15 protein-coding genes, 1 tRNA gene and 1 pseudogene are annotated in these 16,243 nt (G+C 62.4%); 15 read left to right on the top strand and 2 right to left on the bottom strand.

All coding sequences use genetic code 11. The features are described from left to right. Positions 1-709 (bottom strand): DUF262 domain-containing protein (locus M3498_07520; GenBank protein ID MDQ3459133.1); only part of this gene is annotated, 709 nt, incomplete at its 3' end. 416 nt (positions 710-1,125) lie between these two features. On the opposite strand from M3498_07520, the gene M3498_07525 reads away from it, so the two are divergent. The 10 genes and pseudogenes from M3498_07525 to M3498_07570 all read left to right on the top strand — a co-directional run bounded on the left by M3498_07525 (position 1,126) and on the right by M3498_07570 (position 10,466). Next, positions 1,126-1,356, top strand: a complete 231-nt coding sequence (locus M3498_07525; protein MDQ3459134.1) for a ribbon-helix-helix domain-containing protein — start codon at positions 1,126-1,128, stop codon at positions 1,354-1,356. Beyond that, entirely contained in the window at positions 1,353-1,751 is a 399-nt protein-coding gene (locus tag M3498_07530; protein MDQ3459135.1) for a type II toxin-antitoxin system VapC family toxin, read from the top strand. Before M3498_07525 ends, M3498_07530 begins: the two co-directional genes overlap by 4 nt. A gap of 129 nt (positions 1,752-1,880) precedes the next feature. Then, positions 1,881-4,970, top strand: coding sequence for a carbamoyl-phosphate synthase large subunit (gene carB / locus M3498_07535; protein MDQ3459136.1), 3,090 nt, complete (start codon positions 1,881-1,883; stop codon positions 4,968-4,970). 181 nt (positions 4,971-5,151) lie between these two features. Continuing rightward, positions 5,152-5,391 carry a type II toxin-antitoxin system HicB family antitoxin gene (locus M3498_07540; protein ID MDQ3459137.1) on the top strand — a complete coding sequence of 80 codons (240 nt, stop codon included), beginning with the start codon at positions 5,152-5,154 and terminating at the stop codon, positions 5,389-5,391. 188 nt (positions 5,392-5,579) lie between these two features. After that, the gene (locus M3498_07545) at positions 5,580-7,328 is read left to right on the top strand and encodes an ABC transporter substrate-binding protein (protein MDQ3459138.1); all 1,749 of its coding nucleotides are present in this window, start codon (positions 5,580-5,582) and stop codon (positions 7,326-7,328) included. A 78-nt stretch (positions 7,329-7,406) separates the two neighbouring features. Next, positions 7,407-8,408: an ABC transporter permease gene (locus M3498_07550; GenBank protein MDQ3459139.1), complete on the top strand. Its 1,002-nt coding sequence runs from the start codon at positions 7,407-7,409 to the stop codon at positions 8,406-8,408. Between the two features lie 10 nt (positions 8,409-8,418). After that, a complete protein-coding gene (locus M3498_07555; protein MDQ3459140.1) occupies positions 8,419-9,624 on the top strand; it encodes an ABC transporter permease in 1,206 nt (401 codons plus the stop codon). Beyond that, positions 9,624-9,797, top strand: coding sequence for a hypothetical protein (locus M3498_07560; GenBank protein MDQ3459141.1), 174 nt, complete (start codon positions 9,624-9,626; stop codon positions 9,795-9,797). The genes M3498_07555 and M3498_07560 overlap by 1 nt, the downstream gene beginning before the upstream one ends. 102 nt (positions 9,798-9,899) lie before the next feature. After that, positions 9,900-10,187 carry a type II toxin-antitoxin system Phd/YefM family antitoxin gene (locus M3498_07565; GenBank protein ID MDQ3459142.1) on the top strand — a complete coding sequence of 96 codons (288 nt, stop codon included), beginning with the start codon at positions 9,900-9,902 and terminating at the stop codon, positions 10,185-10,187. Next, a pseudogene (locus M3498_07570) lies at positions 10,171-10,466 on the top strand (Txe/YoeB family addiction module toxin). Before M3498_07565 ends, M3498_07570 begins: the two are co-directional and overlap by 17 nt. Positions 10,467-10,559: 93 nt before the next feature. Here the strand turns inward: M3498_07570 and M3498_07575 are convergent. Further along, positions 10,560-11,096: a Uma2 family endonuclease gene (locus tag M3498_07575; protein MDQ3459143.1), complete on the bottom strand. Its 537-nt coding sequence runs from the start codon at positions 11,094-11,096 to the stop codon at positions 10,560-10,562. A 186-nt stretch (positions 11,097-11,282) separates the two neighbouring features. On the opposite strand from M3498_07575, the gene M3498_07580 reads away from it, so the two are divergent. From M3498_07580 to M3498_07600, 5 genes are all read left to right on the top strand, one after another. Continuing rightward, positions 11,283-11,368: transfer RNA gene (locus M3498_07580), tRNA-Leu, on the top strand. 56 nt (positions 11,369-11,424) lie between these two features. Then, positions 11,425-11,661 (top strand): preprotein translocase subunit SecG, encoded by a 237-nt coding sequence (gene secG / locus M3498_07585; GenBank protein ID MDQ3459144.1) that lies wholly within the window; start codon positions 11,425-11,427, stop codon positions 11,659-11,661. A 410-nt stretch (positions 11,662-12,071) separates the two neighbouring features. Further along, on the top strand, positions 12,072-13,928 hold the full coding sequence (locus tag M3498_07590) for a peptide ABC transporter substrate-binding protein (GenBank protein ID MDQ3459145.1): 1,857 nt from the start codon (positions 12,072-12,074) through the stop codon (positions 13,926-13,928). Between the two features lie 86 nt (positions 13,929-14,014). After that, on the top strand, positions 14,015-15,022 hold the full coding sequence (locus M3498_07595) for an ABC transporter permease (GenBank protein MDQ3459146.1): 1,008 nt from the start codon (positions 14,015-14,017) through the stop codon (positions 15,020-15,022). Between the two features lie 8 nt (positions 15,023-15,030). Next, a partial coding sequence (locus M3498_07600; protein ID MDQ3459147.1) for an ABC transporter permease occupies positions 15,031-16,243 on the top strand: 1,213 nt, incomplete at its 3' end.

Below are 16,243 nucleotides of genomic sequence, written 5' to 3' on the forward strand. Positions count from 1 at the left end.
TCATGGCGATGTAGTTTCGCACCAAATCTGCTTGTGTGAGGGGCTTACCCTTTGCGTTTAGGCTTTCAAAAATCCTATACGGGCTCTCATTCTGATTAAGGTCAATAAAAACAACCTGAAAACAGTTCGTTAGCACTATGAAGAACTTATCTGGATCAATGGTGCCATTCATAATCTTCTGGCGCAGTTCCTTGTAGAAGAATTCGTATGCATGAGGTATCTGCGACTCTGTTTCCGGCACAGCCTCACCCTGAATAATAGACGTATAAGCAACACGGTCATTATATTTAGCCGTTGGCAGTATCTTAAAGTAAATGTCGCCAAGCTCATCGCCGTTGACCAGAAGCTTCTGCACTTTCCTTGCCAATCCAGGGTGGGTATCAGCAACAATTCGGCCTAGCGCACAGAGAAGAAGTGAGATCGTTGTAAGACGTTGCTGGCCATCCACCAACTTGAATGCTGTGACAGTACCATTGCGTGTACCGTCATTAACGACTACCAATGCTCCCAGGAAATGCTCAGGCTCTTGCAGCGGCTGGACTTCATCTGTGGGAGACTGCATCTCATCATGAATTGCCTGAGCATCATTTAGAAGAGTCTCCCAGTTTGTCTTTCCCCACGTATACTCTCGCTGAAAATATGGCAAAACATAGTGAATGTCGCCACCACTACTAAATACTTTAGAAATCTTCAAACTGTCTGATTTCACCAACGCACCCCAAAGGTTCTAGAAGTCCATAATACCTGCTCACTGCCATCCTACTGACTTAGTTTAAACCCCCAATCTTGGGCCGTGGTAAGATGTTCCTAGTGGTCAAGTGCTCCAAATTGGAGCGGTTGAGCCTGAGAAGACAAAGAAACGTTGTCTCAGACGAGACTTTGTGTCCCTTTCCCCCATAGGTGCAACTGGGGGTCAAGTGGTCGTCAGTTCAAATCTGGCCACCCCGACCAAAGAAAAGCTGTCCAGGACAGCTAAAGATAGCGAGCGGCTGAATACAAAAACAGCCGCTCTTTCTGTTTGTGTGCCAATAGTGTGCCAATAGTGTGCCAAATAATGGACGTTATCAGACATCAACTATGGGTGGGGGCTGGACAGGCACATATACCCGGACTTATAATTAGTCCATGAGTCAGGTGACGCTGTATCTAGACCCGGAGACCGCAGCCAAGATGAAGCAGGCGGCAGAAGGAGCGGGGGTCAGCCAGAGCCAATGGGTGGCCCGCATCATCCGCGAGAGGCTGAGCGATACCTGGCCGGAGAACGTCAAGGCCTTAGCAGGTGCCTGGGCAGACTTTCCCAGTCTCGAGGAGATTCGGCGGGGTTATGGGGAAGATGTCTCTCGAGAGTCTCTTTGATGAGGGTGCTCGACACCAACACCGTCATTCACTACTTCAAAGGCTTGGGGAGGGTGGCTGAGAGGCTGCTGGCCACGCCCCCAAGTCAGGTAAGGGTTCCTAGCCTGGTGGTCTACGAACTCGAGGTGGGCATCCAGAAGGCAAACGAACCCCAGAAGCGCCGCGAGCAGTTGCGCGTCCTGCTCGCGAGTATGGCGGTGTTGCCCTTTCACGTCAGGGAGGCAGAAGTGGCCGCAAAGGTCAAGATGGAGCTCGAGGCTAGGGGCACCCCCATAGGACCAATGGACGTGCTGATTGCCGGCACTGCCCTAGCGCATGGCGCCACCTTGATAACCAGGAATACTCGCGAGTTCGAGCGGGTGGATGGACTGAGGGTGGAGAACTGGTATGACTGAGCACCCCGACCTTTACTTCAGCATGTCATACCCAGGGCGGCCGGACAGCGTTCAGGAGCGGGCTCAGCACATCTTTATAGCGCATCTTTATGCATGTTATGCTGCGCGCTTGAATGTGGAGAGACCGCCATGCCCAGACGCGCTGACCTGAAGAAGATCCTCATCCTCGGCTCCGGCCCGATTCAGATCGGCCAGGCCGCCGAGTTCGATTACTCGGGCACCCAGGCCTGCAAGGCTCTGCGCCAGGCCGGCTTCGAGGTGGTGCTCATCAACTCCAATCCCGCCACCATCATGACCGACCCGGAGGTGGCCGACCGGACCTATATCGAGCCGCTGACGGTGGCCTCCGTCGCGAAGGTCCTGGCGGCCGAAAGGCCCGACGCGCTCCTGCCGACCCTGGGCGGCCAGACCGCGCTCAACCTGGCCAAGGCGCTTCATGAAGAGGGCATCTTGGCGAGGTACGGCGTAGAACTCATCGGCGCCAACTACCAGGCGATCCAAAAGGGCGAGGACCGCGAGCTCTTTCAGCGGGCGATGAAGACCATCGGCATCAAGACGCCGGCGGGCAAGATGATCGGCAGCCTCGAGGAGGCGCTCGACTTTGTCGGGTCGGTCGGCTACCCGGCCATCATCCGGCCTTCGTTCACCCTGGGCGGCACCGGCGGCGGCATCGCCTTCGGCGAGGCGGAGTTCAGGCAAATTGTCAGGCAGGGCCTTCACGACTCGCCCGTCCACACCGTCCTGGTCGAACAGTCGGTGCTCGGCTGGAAGGAGTACGAGCTCGAGGTGATGCGCGACCAGAACGACACGGTGGTGATCATCTGCTCGATCGAAAACCTCGACCCGATGGGCGTCCACACCGGCGACTCGATCACCGTGGCGCCGGCCCAGACGCTGTCCGACAAGGAGTACCAGACGTTGCGCGACCATGCCATCGCCATCATCCGCGAGATCGGCGTGGACACGGGCGGCAGCAACATCCAGTTCGCCGTCAACCCCAAGGACGGCGAGGTGATGGTCATCGAGATGAACCCTCGAGTCTCGCGCTCCTCGGCGCTGGCCTCCAAGGCGACGGGCTATCCCATCGCCAAGATCGCCGCCCTGCTGGCAGTGGGTTATCACTTAGACGAGCTGCCCAACGACATCACCCGCGTCACCAAGGCGGCCTTCGAGCCCAGTATCGACTACGTGGAGACCAAGATTCCCCGCTTCGCCTTCGAGAAGTTTCCCGGCACTCCGGATGCCTTGGGCACGCAGATGCGCAGCGTCGGCGAGGTGATGGCAATCGGCCGCACCTTCAAGGAGTCGCTCCAAAAGGCCATGCGCTCGTTGGAGCAGGACGTGCGCGGCGAGACGGCAGACCTCAACCTGGCAGCCTTGGAGAGCCGCCTCCACCCCAACCCCAGGCGCCTGCCGGCCCTTTTAGAACTGCTCAGGCGCGGCAAGAGTATGCGCTACCTGTTCGAAAGAACGCAAGTAGACCCCTGGTTTCTCTCGCAACTCAAGGAGATCACCCTGGCCGAAGGCGAGATCCGGGCCCTGGGGGCGCCGGCGGAGTGGAACTGGGAGCTGTGGCGGGAGATCAAGCGCTTCGGCTTTGCGGACGCCGACCTCGCCGCGCTGACCGGCGTGGGCGCGGGAGAGATCCGCGGCCTGCGGCTAGCGAACGGGGGCGCCCCCGTCTACAAGACCGTGGACACCTGCGCCGCCGAGTTCGAGGCCTATACCCCCTACCACTACAGCACCTACGAATGGGAGGACGAGGTGGTAAGGAGCGACAGGCCCAAGGTGGTCATCCTCGGCTCGGGACCCAACCGCATCGGCCAGGGCGTCGAGTTCGACTACGCCACCGTCCACGCCGTCTGGGCCCTCAAGGAGGCGGGCTACGAGACCATCATGGTCAACTCCAACCCCGAGACGGTCTCGACCGACTACGACACCGCCGACCGGCTCTACTTCGAGCCCTTGACCTTTGAAGACGTCTTGAACATCATCGAACGCGAAGAGCCCGTGGGCGTCATCGTGCAGCTCGGCGGGCAGACGCCGCTGAAGCTCGCCCGGCCTCTCACCGAGGCTGGCGTGCCCATCTGGGGCACCCCGGCCGAGAGCATCCACCGCGCCGAGGACCGCGAAGCCTTTAACAGGCTCTGCCGCGAGCTGGGCATCCCGCAGCCGCGGGGCGCGGTGGCGCAGGACCCGGGCGAGGCGGTCAAACTCGCCGCCGAGATCGGCTATCCGCTGATGGTGCGGCCGTCTTACGTCCTCGGCGGCCGCGCCATGATGACGGTCCGCGGCGAGGAGGAGCTGGCGCGCTACCTTGCGGAGGTCTACGCCGAGCTGCCCGACAAGCCGAGCATCCTCATCGACGCCTTTATAGCAGGCGCTCAGGAGGTGGACGTGGACGCCCTCGCCGACGGTGAGCGGGCCGTGGTGGCGGGCATCATGGAGCATATCGAGGGCGCGGGCGTCCACTCCGGCGACTCGGCTTGCATCACCCCGCCGGTCACGCTCTCGAGAGCGGTGCAAGACACCATCGCCGACTACAGCCTGAGGCTCACCGCGGCCCTCGGCGTCAGGGGCCTCATCAACATCCAGTACGTCGTCAAGGACGGCGAGGTCTTGATCATCGAGGCCAATCCCCGCGCCAGCCGCACCATCCCCTACCTCTCCAAGGCCATCGGCCACCCGCTCGCCAAGTACGCCGCGCTCATCGCGGCGGGCAGGACGCTGCTCGAGCTCGGCTTCACGCGGACGCCCAGGCCGGCCTTCTACAGCGCCAAGGAGGTGGTCCTGCCCTTTCTCAAGTTCAAAGACGTCCTGCCGCTCTTGGGCCCCGAGATGCGCTCGACGGGCGAGAGCATGGGCATCGACGAGAACCCCTACCTGGCCTACTACAAGGCCCTCCTGGGCGCGGGCGTGAGGCTGCCGGAGACGGGCCGCGCGCGGCTCAGCGGCGAGGACTTGGGCGAGCTGGCCTCGAGCCTGGCGGCGCTCGGCTACGAGGTCGTTCACTCGAGCAGGCCCGGGGACGTGCCCGACTACGACCTGCTCATCGACACCACGGGGAGCCCTGAACTGAGGCGGGCCTTGGAGGACGGCGTCGCCTACGTGACCACCAAGGCCGCCGCCGAGTGGCTGGTCAAGGCCTTGGCCGCGGCCAAGGGGCAGGACTTGCAGGTGAACGCCTTGCAGGACTTGAAGGCATCGAGGCATGAATGAACGTCAGCACATAGCTTTATTGTCATTGCGAGCGACCGAAGGGAGCGCGGCAATCTCCGCTTACGGGAGGGTTGCACTTCGAGATTGCTTCACTTCGTTCGCAATGACAGTGTTGCGCAATGACAGTGATTCGCAGTAACAGTGATTCGCAGCAACAGTGTAAGGACGGAGGACTTAGAAGATGCTTGAGACTGAACTGCAAAGGTTTTTAGAGCTGCCTTACAGACGAATTGTTTACCGGGAAGAAAACGCAGATGGGTTCTATTGGGTGGCTGAGATCGAGGAACTCGGTGTAGCCGGTGACGGCGACACGCCCGAAGAGGCTCTGCGCGAGCTCGAGCATATTTTGCCTATTATTTTGCGAGCTTCCCTCGAGGACGGCGCCCCTATTCCCGAGCCTGCAACCGCCACCAACGCCTGAACGGCGACCCCTGAAGCGATACCTGAGCGCGAGCCACCCACGTGACGGTTGAACAATTGAGACTTGACAGACTTGTTTTCCGGAGAGACAATGGGGTAGACTGTAATCTAAGGACACGACCTCGGTAGACCTTCCGCTTGACCCTGGGATATTGGGTAGTGTGCCAATCTATATCGAAAGGTAACAACATGACAAAAAGATGGCTAGTAACGCTAGCGGTTCTGGTGATCGGCGCGGCGGCTTACGCCCAGCCCTTCGTCTGGCCCGATGCCTGGACCGAGCATGCCGGCGAGGAGCAGTACGGCGGCGTCTACCGCTCTGGTCAGATCAGCGGCCAACGCACTTTCAACCCCTTCGTCTCCGCCGAACAGAACATCGTCTCGACCATCTCAGACGCAGGTGGCGCGGCCCTGATCACGCGCAACTATGCGGACTGGGCCGAGTTCATTCCCTACGCCGCGGAGTCCTTTGAGGTTTCCGAGGACGGTCTCGTCGTCGACGTCGTCTTGCGCGACGGCATCTTCTGGAGCGACGGCACCCCGGTGACGGTCGAGGATTACCTCTTCCGCTACCAGGCAGAGATCGACGAGGAGGTCGGTTCCAACGCCTTCACCTTCTGGTTCGTCGAGGGCCAGCTCATCGAGCTCGAGGCCACCGGCGAGAACAGCCTGCGCTTCACCTTCCCCGCCCCCGACCGCACCGCCTTTACCCAGGTCGCCCTCTTGCCCGCGCCCAACCACATCCTCGGCGAGGTCTACCGCGAGGGCGGCGCCGAGGCCCTAATAGCCGAATGGGGGACCGAGGTCGATGTCAGCCAGACCGTCTGGACTGGCCCCTTCGTGCCCGTGCAGTACGTCCCGGACGAGCGCATCGTCTTCGAGCGCAACGAGTTCTTCGGCGAGTGGAACGTCGACGAGCGGGGCAACGCGCTGCCCTACCTGGATGGCCTCAACTATGCCATCGCCGACTTGGACGCGCTGCTCAACCTTTATATCGCGGGCCAGATCGACCAGCCCTCGGCGCCGAACCTGGATCAACTCGGTGTGATCAACGTCGCCATTCAGAGCGGCGACATCGACGCAACCGTCATCGAGGCCTACAGCCCGCAGTCCGGCACCACCTTCTACGTCTTCAACTGGAACAGGGCCAGCGACCCCTTCAAGCAGGAGCTCTTCCGCAGCGAGGACTTCCGCAAGGCGATGAGCCACTTGACCGACCGCGACGCCATCGTCGATCTCGTTTACGGCGGCGCCGCGACGCCGGTGGTCGCACCGGTGCCGCTCGTCTACCCCTTCTGGGTCAACGAGGACGCGCCGATCTTCCCCTACGACCCCGAGCGGGCCCTGGAACTCCTGGCCGGGCTCGGCTTCACCGAGCGAAACAGCGAGGGCGTCCTGGTCGACGAGCAGGGCAGAGCGCTCGAGTTCAACCTAGCGACCAATGCCGGCAACCCCGAGCGCGAGCAGACCATCCAGATCATCGCTGACACCGCCGCCGAATACGGCGTCAGGGTCAACGCGCAGGCACTCGACTTCACGCTGCTGGTCGACCAGCTGAGCGCCACCGGCGACGATAGGCCCTTCGACGCGATTCTGATCGGCTTCGGCGGCGGCTTCGCGGAGTGGCCCTTCCTGGACAACATCCTTCCCTGCGACGCCAACTTCCACATGTGGAACCTGTCGGGCGACTGCCTGACGGTCGAAGAGGGCCTGGTCGAGGAGTACATGTTCGCGGGCCGTCAGACCCTGGACGACGACGAGGCGCGCGAGATCGCCTTCAGGCTCCAGGAGGTCTACAATGAGCTTCAGCCCATGATCTACACGGTCAGCGTGAACCTCAACGCGAGCTGGCTCAACGCCATCGGCGGCAACATCCCCATGGACATCATGAGCTCGCTCACCGGCACCCGCGACATCGTCCTCACCTTCAGAAGATAAGGTTTTACCGTCGGGGTGGGCCCAGGCCTACCCCGACCCCCTATTTTTTTATATGCATCTGCTCGTGCAGGAGGAGCCTTGTTTCCCTTTATCGTTCGCAGGCTGATTCACCTCATCCCCACCTTTTTGGGCGCGACGCTCCTGGCCTTTTTCATTACCCAGCTTGTCCCCGGCGACTTTTTCGTGCAGCGCTCGCTCGAGCCCAACGTCCGTCCCGAAACGCTGCAAATGCTGCGCGAGCGCTTCGCCCTCGACCAGCCCGCCCACGTCCAGTACGTGCGCTGGATGGGCAACCTGCTGCGCGGGGACCTGGGCATGTCCTTCGACTCCAACCAGCCCGTCATCAACCTGATCCGGCGGCCCATCCAGAACTCGATGATTCTCGTCGTTATTTCGCTCATCTTGCTCTATGTCATGGCCATCCCCCTGGGCGTCTACTCGGCGGTCAGGCAGTATTCGCTGGGCGACCAGGTGGTCAGCACGGTGAGCTATTTTGGCCTGGCCATCCCCAACTTTTTCTTCGCCTTGGTCCTGATCCTGCTTATCTTTTACCTGCGCGGCTTTACCCGCGAGGTCTTCGACTACAACCAGCTTCTCTTTCCCGTCGCCCAGATGACCAGCAACAACCACCAGCAGCTCTCGGCCTGGGGCAGGTTCTGGGACATCATGTGGCACGCGATCATTCCCGCTTTTGTGGTGGCCACCTCGGGCATCGCCGGCTTTACCAGGATCTTGCGCGGGCAGATGCTCGAGTTCTTGCAGAGCGACTTTATCCGCACCGCCCGCGCCAAAGGCCTGAACGAGCGCGCGGTGACCTACAAGCACTCCCTTAGGCCCGCCCTCATTCCCTTCGTTGCCGGCATCGGCGGACTCCTGCCCGCGCTCATCGGCGGCGCCGGGCTGGTCGAGATCGTCTTTGCCTGGCCGGGCATCACGCCTATCCTTCTCTCTTCGATCAGCCGCCAGGACATCTACGTGGTCTTGGCCTTTTTGATCGTCTCGTCGCTGCTCCTCATGGTCGGCAACCTGATCTCGGACCTGCTACTCGCCGTCGTCGATCCGCGGATCCGTTACAGCTAGGAGGCGGGTAGTGGCAGACTTATCATCCAGACCAGGCGAGCTTCCAGCCGCGGCGGACGTCGCTCACGACAGCGTCTTGCAGCAGCGCGGCAAGAGTCAGGCGCGGGTCGTCTGGGAGCAGTTCCGCAAGCACAAGATCGCCCTGGTAGGGGGCGCGGTCCTTATCATCATGTATATCATGGCCGCCTTCGCGGGTTTTCTCGCACCCTACGGCATCAACGAGTACAGCCGCTCGCCCAGCTATCCCTTCCACCCGCCCACCACGGTTCACTGGACCGACCCCGAGACCGGCCGGCTGACGCAGCCCTTCGTCTACCGCACCGAGAGCGCCCGCGACCCGGTCACGCGCCAGCAGGTCTATGTCGAGGACACCACGGTGCGCTACCCCATCCAGTTTTTTGCGCGCCGTCCCAACCAGCCCTACACCATCCTCGGGGTGTGGCGGAGCGACCTGCGGTTTTTCACTGTCGAGCAGCCCGCGCGCATCTTCCTCTGGGGCACCAACAACCTCGGCAAGGACGTGTTCTCGAGGGTGATGTACGGCTCTCAGATCAGCCTGACGATCGGCGTCTTGGCGGTGTGGGTGGCGCTCTTCATCGGGCTCTTCATGGGCGGGCTGGCGGGCTTTTACGGCGGCTGGGTGGACGACGTCGTCATGCGTCTGGTGGAGGTTTTGGACGCGATTCCCGGCCTTTTCCTGCTGATCGTGCTCTCGACCTTGCTGCGCGACCCCAGGAACCCCATCGCCCAAGCGTTTGGCCTGCGCATGGGCTCGGCGGAGATCTTTTTGATGGTGGTGATCGTGCTCGGTTTCGTCGGCTGGGGAGGCTTGGCGAGGACGATTCGCAGCATCATTCTGAGCGTCCGCGAGATGGACTACGCGCAGGCGGCCAGGGCCCTCGGCGCCGGCGACATGCGGATCATCGGCCGTCACCTCTTGCCCGCGACCTCGAGCTACGTCATGGTGGTGCTGACCCTTACCATCCCGGGATTTATTCTGGTGGAGACGGGTCTGTCCTTTATCGGCCTGGGGCCGAGCGAGCTCGATACCGCCTCTTGGGGCATGCTTCTAAGGGACGCCACCGCCAGAGGCCTCTCACTTCAGTTCGTGCCCTGGCTCTTGATTCCCGGCATCCCCATCTTTTTAGCGGTGCTCTGCTGGAACCTGGTCGGCGACGGGCTGCGCGACGCCTTCGACCCGCGCAAGCGGCGGTGATGATGGCGAAGGGCGGGTTCGGGCGGGGTGAAGAAGGCGACGAGCGAAAGCTCAGCCACCGGGAGATCTGGGCGCTCATCTGGCAGACTTACAAGACTGTCATGCCCAGGGTCATCCTCTTCGGGCTGCTGCTCTTGCTGGTCACCTTTTTCGTCACCGAGGTGCTGTTTTGAGCTAAGGCATTGACCGTACGGTCGAGATGGTTGAACCTCTCGACGAAATACTCCGCCTATCTGTACAGTAGCAATGTACATATGCGCTACTCGAGGTTACCCGTGCCTATCCAAACCACCTATACCAACGCGCGCGCCAACTTGGCCAAGCTGTTGGATGAGGTCAGCAACAATCACGAGACCATCATCATCACCCGGCGCGGCGCGGAAGACGTGGTGCTCATCTCCGCGGCCGAACTCTCGAGCCTTGCGGAAACGGTCCATCTGCTACGCTCGCCAAAGAACGCCGAGCGCCTATTGACGGCTCTCCATCGGGCTCTAGCAGGCTCCGACGAACCGCAAGCGGTGGAAGCGTTGCGCCAGGACGTTGGACTTGGCGAAAAAGCGTAGTGCAAAGCCTCGTGGGAGGGTTCGTCGGGAAGCCGTTTTTCAAGCGGAGTTCCGCGAAGACTTGCGCTACTGGGTTGAACAGGAAAGGCGAATTGCCCTGCGGGCCTTCGACCTCATCGAGGCAATTCTGCAAGACCCCTTCACGGGCATCGGCAAACCCAAGCCCCTAAAATATCTCGCCGCCGGAACCTGGTCACGCCGCCTCACGCAGGAGCACCGCATCGTTTATCTCGTCAGCGACAAGCGTATCGATTTCTTCAGGCACGTTACCACTACTGAGCCTCCTAATGGATAGCTGAGGTTTCACAAGATCATCAACGCAGACCATGGTTATCCAGAAGATATCGGTGCCCAACTCGAGCGTAAAAGACGTTAGAGCCCGGCGAACAGCTCGCGCAGCTTAAGCGTCCAGCCGGGCACCACCTCGCCGCCCTCGAGCTGCTCGTCCTCGGTGAGCACGACGATGCCCGTCCTCGAGCGGTAGACGGTCGCGGTGCGCTGGCGGGGGTTCACGGTGATCACCAGGCGCGCGCCGTGATCCAGCCATGAGAAGACCTTCTCTTCCACTTCGGCGTGGAGATCGCCAGGTGAGATCACCTCGACGACAAGATCAGGCGCGCCTAACCGGTAGCCTTTGCCTGGGGGCTGCCGCTCGAGCCGCTCCTGGCTTACAAAGGCGGCGTCGGGAGCGCGCACGGTATCCGGGTCGCTGCGCAGCTTGAACCCCGTCTCGGCCGCATAAACTCTGCCAAGCTTGTTGGCCTTGACGTGATTGCGAAGGTCCGAGGCTATTTCCACCGCTAGATAACCGTGTTCTTCTCCCGCTGGTGACATTCTCTTGAGTTCCCCTCTCACCAGCTCGTAGCACAAGCCGTCATCGGGCATGGCGAGCAGGTCCTCAGCGGTCATGTGCTTCGTCTGCGTGGTCATAGGCTGTGTGGTCATAGGTTGCGTGGTCACGGCGCACCTCCAGCCCATCTTACACTCCAACTCGAGACGCTTGGCCCCACAAACTAGAAACTAAGGCCGTCTTCATGGTTTTGCCACACGCGTCATTGACCGGGGCGCTAGGCTGCTGCTATGATAAACGTCCGTGCCGAGATGGCGGAACCGGTAGACGCAGTAGACTCAAAATCTACCGAGCCTGGCTCGTGCGGGTTCGAGTCCCGCTCTCGGCACCAACTCGTGAAGTTGCCCGCCCGCTCCCCTACGGAGCAGGCCCCTTTGGAGGAAGTCAGTGGTTTTGTTTTGGATCGTCTTTGTGGTCTTTATCCTGCTCTGCTTTTTGGTGCCTCTCATCGTCTTGATGCAAGAGCCCAAGATGAGCGGTCTGGGCGGCGGCCTAGGCGGCGGTGGCGGCGACGACTTCGGGGGGCCGAGGGGTACGGCCGGTGGCCTGCACAAGCTGACCATCTACCTGGGCGTCGCCTGGGGCGTGTCCGCGCTCTTGCTGGCGATCCTGCCCAGGGTCTAGCGCCGCGCCGCGACCGGAGCGCCCAGGCCGCTCGAGGGGTCATGACCCCTCGAGCGGGTGTTTGTCACCGGGTCCAGCCACGACGATGTTCAGGTCGAAAGGCGCTCGAGCCCGTTGCGAAGTCCCATTGGTCGCTCCTGTGCCAATCTAACAACAGCTGTGAGCCGTTAGATGGTCAGGTGGCAAGGTCGTCATTGACGCTGCCGAACCCATCTGGTAGCTTTGCTCAACCTCAGGGCCCCTTTGGGCCGGCGCGGGAGGAGGTCTATTGCAACGATTGCAACACTGACGCTTGATTTTTCGCGGTAGCCGAGTTAGCCTGATGGACGAAGCACATCTTTACTGGAATGCGCGGCTCAGGACGTGTGCCTGAACTGGCGATTTCAAAATACACAGGAGGTACAAGGAGCATGAAAAGACTAGCAGCAATGACCGTCGTCCTGGGTCTGTGGGCGACAGCCCTCGCCGGGCCCGGCGACAACAGCCTCATCATCGCCACCTCGCAGGAGCCGGTGGTCATCGGCGGGGACCCCAATACCGTCTTGACCAGCGCGGCCATCCGCTCGGAGATCGAGCTTTACCTTAACGTCGGCCTCTACCGCACCGACATCGACGGCGAGCTTCAGCCGGTCTTGGCGACCGAGGTCGCCACCGCGGATAACGGCCGCCTGCGCTTCGAGGACATCGGCGACGGCGAGCAGCGCCTCGAGTACGACATCACCCTGCGCGACGACGTCTTCTGGTCCGACGGCCAGCCCATCACCTCGGCCGACGCCGAGCTCTGGGTCGAGATGGGCACTACCCCCGGCATGCCCGTCGCCGGTCCGGACTTCTACGCGCGCGTCTCTATCGAAGTGCAGGACGAGCGTAACTTCACGGTCACCATGGAGCCCGCGCAGAGCTCCGACCTGTTCGCCGCCGTTGGCATCGCGCCGGCCCACGTCATGCGCGCCGGTTTCGAAGAGGTCCGCACCAGCGCCGAGGCCCTCGATCCCGAGGCCGACGCCGAGCGCGTCGCCGAGATCTACCGCGGCTTCTTCACCCAGTTCGCCTCGCCCGAAGCGGTCAACCAGGGGCGGATGGTCTACAGCGGCCCCTTCGTGCCGGTGCGCTGGGCCTCGGGCAGCTCCTTTACCATGGCGCGCAACCCCGAGTTCTTCATGCACCCCGACAACCAAGACGAGTACGTCCAGACGGTCGAGTACCAGTTCATCAGCGATACCAACGCGCTCCTCATCGCCGTCCTGGGCGGCGGCGTCGACGCCACCTCGAGCGTGGCCCTGACCTTCGACCAAGGTCTCTCGCCCACGCTGCAAAACCGCGCCGCCGGCCGCTTCGACATCTGGTTCATCCCCAGCCCCGTCTGGGAGCACATGGACGTCAACCAGTGGACCGACACCGTGCAGCAGGTCGCCGACCTCCAGCTCGACGACGTGCGCACCCGCCAGGCGCTGGTGCACGCCATGGACCGCCAGGGCATGACCGACGCGCTCTACGAGGGCCTGCAGCCCGTCGCGCACACCGACGTCCACCCCGTCCACCCCTTCTTCAACCCCGACGTGGTGCAGTACGACTACAACCCCGAGCGCGCTGCCGAACTCTTCGCCGAACTCGGCTGGGAGCGCGGCGGTGACGGCATCCTCCAGCGCACCACCGAGGACGGCCGCAACGTGCGCTTCGAGCTCGAGTTCGTGACCACCGCGGGCAACGCCGCGCGCGAGCGCCAGCAGCAGTTTATCGCCGAGGACTGGCAGCAGGCCGGCGTCGCCGTGCAGATCAACAACGCGCCCGCCACCGTCGTCTTCGCCAACGAGTTCAGCGGCCGCGCCTATGAGGGCAGCTGGTCGGGCGTCTTCATGTTCGCCTGGGTGTCGAGCCTGGCCTCTACGGCGAACCAGGCCACCTACCTCTGCGAGAACAGGCCGCGCCCCGAGAACAACTTCGCCGGCCAGAACTACGGCGGCTACTGCAGCCCCGAGTACGACGAGGTCCGCAACCGCGCGGTGAGAGAGTTCGACCTCGAGGCGGCCACGCCCATCTACCAGGAACTTCAGGACATGTACGCGCAAGACCTGCCGGCCCTGCCCCTGATCTTCCGCTCCAACGCGATGGTGACCCGCACCGGCCTGGTCAACTTCGTGACCAACACCTACGCCAACGGCTTCGGCTACCCGCCCGTCGAGCCCTGGCTCGTCGGCTGGGACAACCGCGACGTCGAGCAGGTCTACGACCAAACCGACTACGCGCTCGCCCTCGAGCAGGAGTAAGCCTCCAGACATGCTTGGCCTGTAACTACAGGCCAAGCACAACCACCGCTATTAGTTTTAGTTATTAGGAAAGCTTATTTCACCTTATGGTCACCTACACCCTGAGACGACTCACCCAGATGATCCCGCTGCTCTTTTTGGCGTCGGTGGTCATCTTTTCGCTGGTGTCGCTGCAACCCGGCGACCCGCTGGACGAACTGCGCATGAACAACCCGCTGATGACCCAGGAGCAGTACCAGGGCTTGCGCCGCGCCTACGGGCTCGACCAGCCCATCTACGTGCGCTATTTCAGGTGGCTGGGCCGGGCGGTCCAGGGCGACCTGGGCATCTCGCGGACCTTCGGCAGACCGGCGGCAACCTTTATCTTTACCGAGCGCCTGCCGAGGACGCTGCTCTTGACCGTCACCTCGCTGGTGATCGCGCTGCTGATCGCCATTCCGGTGGGCATCTTCGTGGCCGTGCGGCAGTACTCGAGTGCCGACTACACCGTCACCTTTCTGTCCTTTTTGGGCCTGTCGACGCCCAACTTCTTTTTGGGCATCATCTTGCTCTATCTCTTCGTGATCTACTTGCCTGAGACCATCGGACTGTCGCAGCTACCCGTCGGCGGCCTCCCCAACGTCTCCTGGGCCGACATCGAGCGCGGCCGCATCACCGTGGGCGAGTTCTTCGGCCAGTGGGCCCGCTACATGGTCCTGCCGGTCATCACCCTGGCGACGGGCTCGATCGCCGGCTGGACGCGCTTCATGCGGGCGAGCATGTTGGAGGTCTTGAACCAGGACTTTATCCGCACCGCTCGCTCCAAGGGCCTGCACGAGCAGGTCGTCCTCTACAAGCACGCGCTCCGCAACGGCCTGATTCCCATCGTGACCTTAGTCGGCCTGTCGCTGCCCAGCCTCTTCAACGGCGCGCTCATCACCGAGACGATCTTTTCCTTCCCCGGCATGGGCCGGGCCATCTTCGAGTCGCTCCTGCAAAAGGACTACAACGTGGCGATGGCGGCGCTCATCTTTTTAGCCATCCTGACCGTCACGTTCAACCTGCTCGCCGATCTCATGTATGCGGTGATCGACCCCCGCATCCGCTACGACTAGGAGGCGCCGTGGCCACCACGACCGTCACCCCCAAGCGCCGCGCCCGCTCCGAGTCGACCTGGGCCGTCGCCTGGCGCCGCCTGAGGAGACACCGCTTTGCCATGATCTCGCTGGCGATTCTGGCGATCTTCATCCTGGTGGCGATCTTCGCGCCCTATCTGGCGCCCTACGACCCCTTTCGCCAGCCGCGTGGCGCCGGCATCAGGGCGCAGTTTTTCCAGCCGCCCAGCAGCGTTCACTGGCTCGGCACCGACGACCTGGGCCGCGACGTCTTCTCCCGGCTCATCTTCGGCGCGCGCATCTCGCTCCTGGTCGGCTTCACCGTCGCCTTTTCCAACATCTTCGTCGGCACCATCATGGGCACCTTGGCAGGCTACTTCTCGGGCCGTCCCTTTCGCTTCTACCTGGGGCCGCTAAACCGCGAGGGGGGGGGCTGGCACCTGCCCTTCGCGCTGTGGCGCGTCCTCAGCTGGCTGCTCTTTTATGGGGCGCTCTATCTCGTCGCCCGCATCGCCTGGACGCTGGCCGGACCGGCGGTGCAGGCGGGCTTCGCCGGTGAATGGACGACCAATTCGCTCTTCTCCGCCCTCGGCCTCGGGGTCGCCTTGGCGGTGGTCGCCGCAGGCGCCGTCTGGGGCGTGGCCGGACGTTTCCGTCTCGATATCGACATCGCCATCAGCCGCCTCATCGACTTCATGCTCACCATCCCCAGCCTGCCTCTGCTCCTTATCCTCTCGGCGCTCCTGCGCGATCCGGGCACGGGCTTTGGCCGCTGGACCCAGGCCATCTTCGGTGATGCCGCCTCGGTCTTCATCATCATCTTCATCCTGGCCTTGTTCGGCTGGATCTCGTCGGCCAGACTGGTGCGCGGCTCGATCCTGTCGATCCGCGAGCAGGACTTCACCACCGCGGCCCAGGCCCTGGGCGTGCCGCAGTGGCGCATCATGTTCCGCCACCTGGTCCCCAACGCCATGGCGCCGATCATCGTCGACGGCACCCTGGCGGTCGGCGTCGCCATCTTGGTCGAGGCGGCGCTGTCGTTTCTCGGCTTCGGCATCCAGCCGCCCGTCGCCACCTGGGGCAACATGCTCAACAACGCCCAGAACTACATCTTCTTCGCGCCGTGGCTGGCCTTTCCGCCCGGCATTCTGATCGTCATCACCGTCTTGGCGATCAACTTTTTGGGCGACGGTCTGCGCGACGCCCTCGACCCCAGAAGCC

The sequence above is a fragment of the Deinococcota bacterium genome (genome assembly GCA_030858465.1).
Classification (GTDB): domain Bacteria; phylum Deinococcota; class Deinococci; order Deinococcales; family Trueperaceae; genus JALZLY01.

Bases quoted from the DNA above. Each gene is read 5' to 3' on its own strand.
- carB (MDQ3459136.1), top strand. From the start codon at position 1,881: ATGCCCAGACGCGCTGACCTGAAGAAGATCCTCATCCTCGGCTCCGGC.
- M3498_07525 (MDQ3459134.1), top strand. From the start codon at position 1,126: ATGAGTCAGGTGACGCTGTATCTAGACCCGGAGACCGCAGCCAAGATG.
- M3498_07575 (MDQ3459143.1), bottom strand. From the start codon at position 11,096: ATGACCGCTGAGGACCTGCTCGCCATGCCCGATGACGGCTTGTGCTAC.
- M3498_07545 (MDQ3459138.1), top strand. From the start codon at position 5,580: ATGACAAAAAGATGGCTAGTAACGCTAGCGGTTCTGGTGATCGGCGCG.
- M3498_07560 (MDQ3459141.1), top strand. From the start codon at position 9,624: ATGATGGCGAAGGGCGGGTTCGGGCGGGGTGAAGAAGGCGACGAGCGA.
- M3498_07590 (MDQ3459145.1), top strand. From the start codon at position 12,072: ATGAAAAGACTAGCAGCAATGACCGTCGTCCTGGGTCTGTGGGCGACA.
- M3498_07540 (MDQ3459137.1), top strand. From the start codon at position 5,152: ATGCTTGAGACTGAACTGCAAAGGTTTTTAGAGCTGCCTTACAGACGA.
- M3498_07595 (MDQ3459146.1), top strand. From the start codon at position 14,015: ATGGTCACCTACACCCTGAGACGACTCACCCAGATGATCCCGCTGCTC.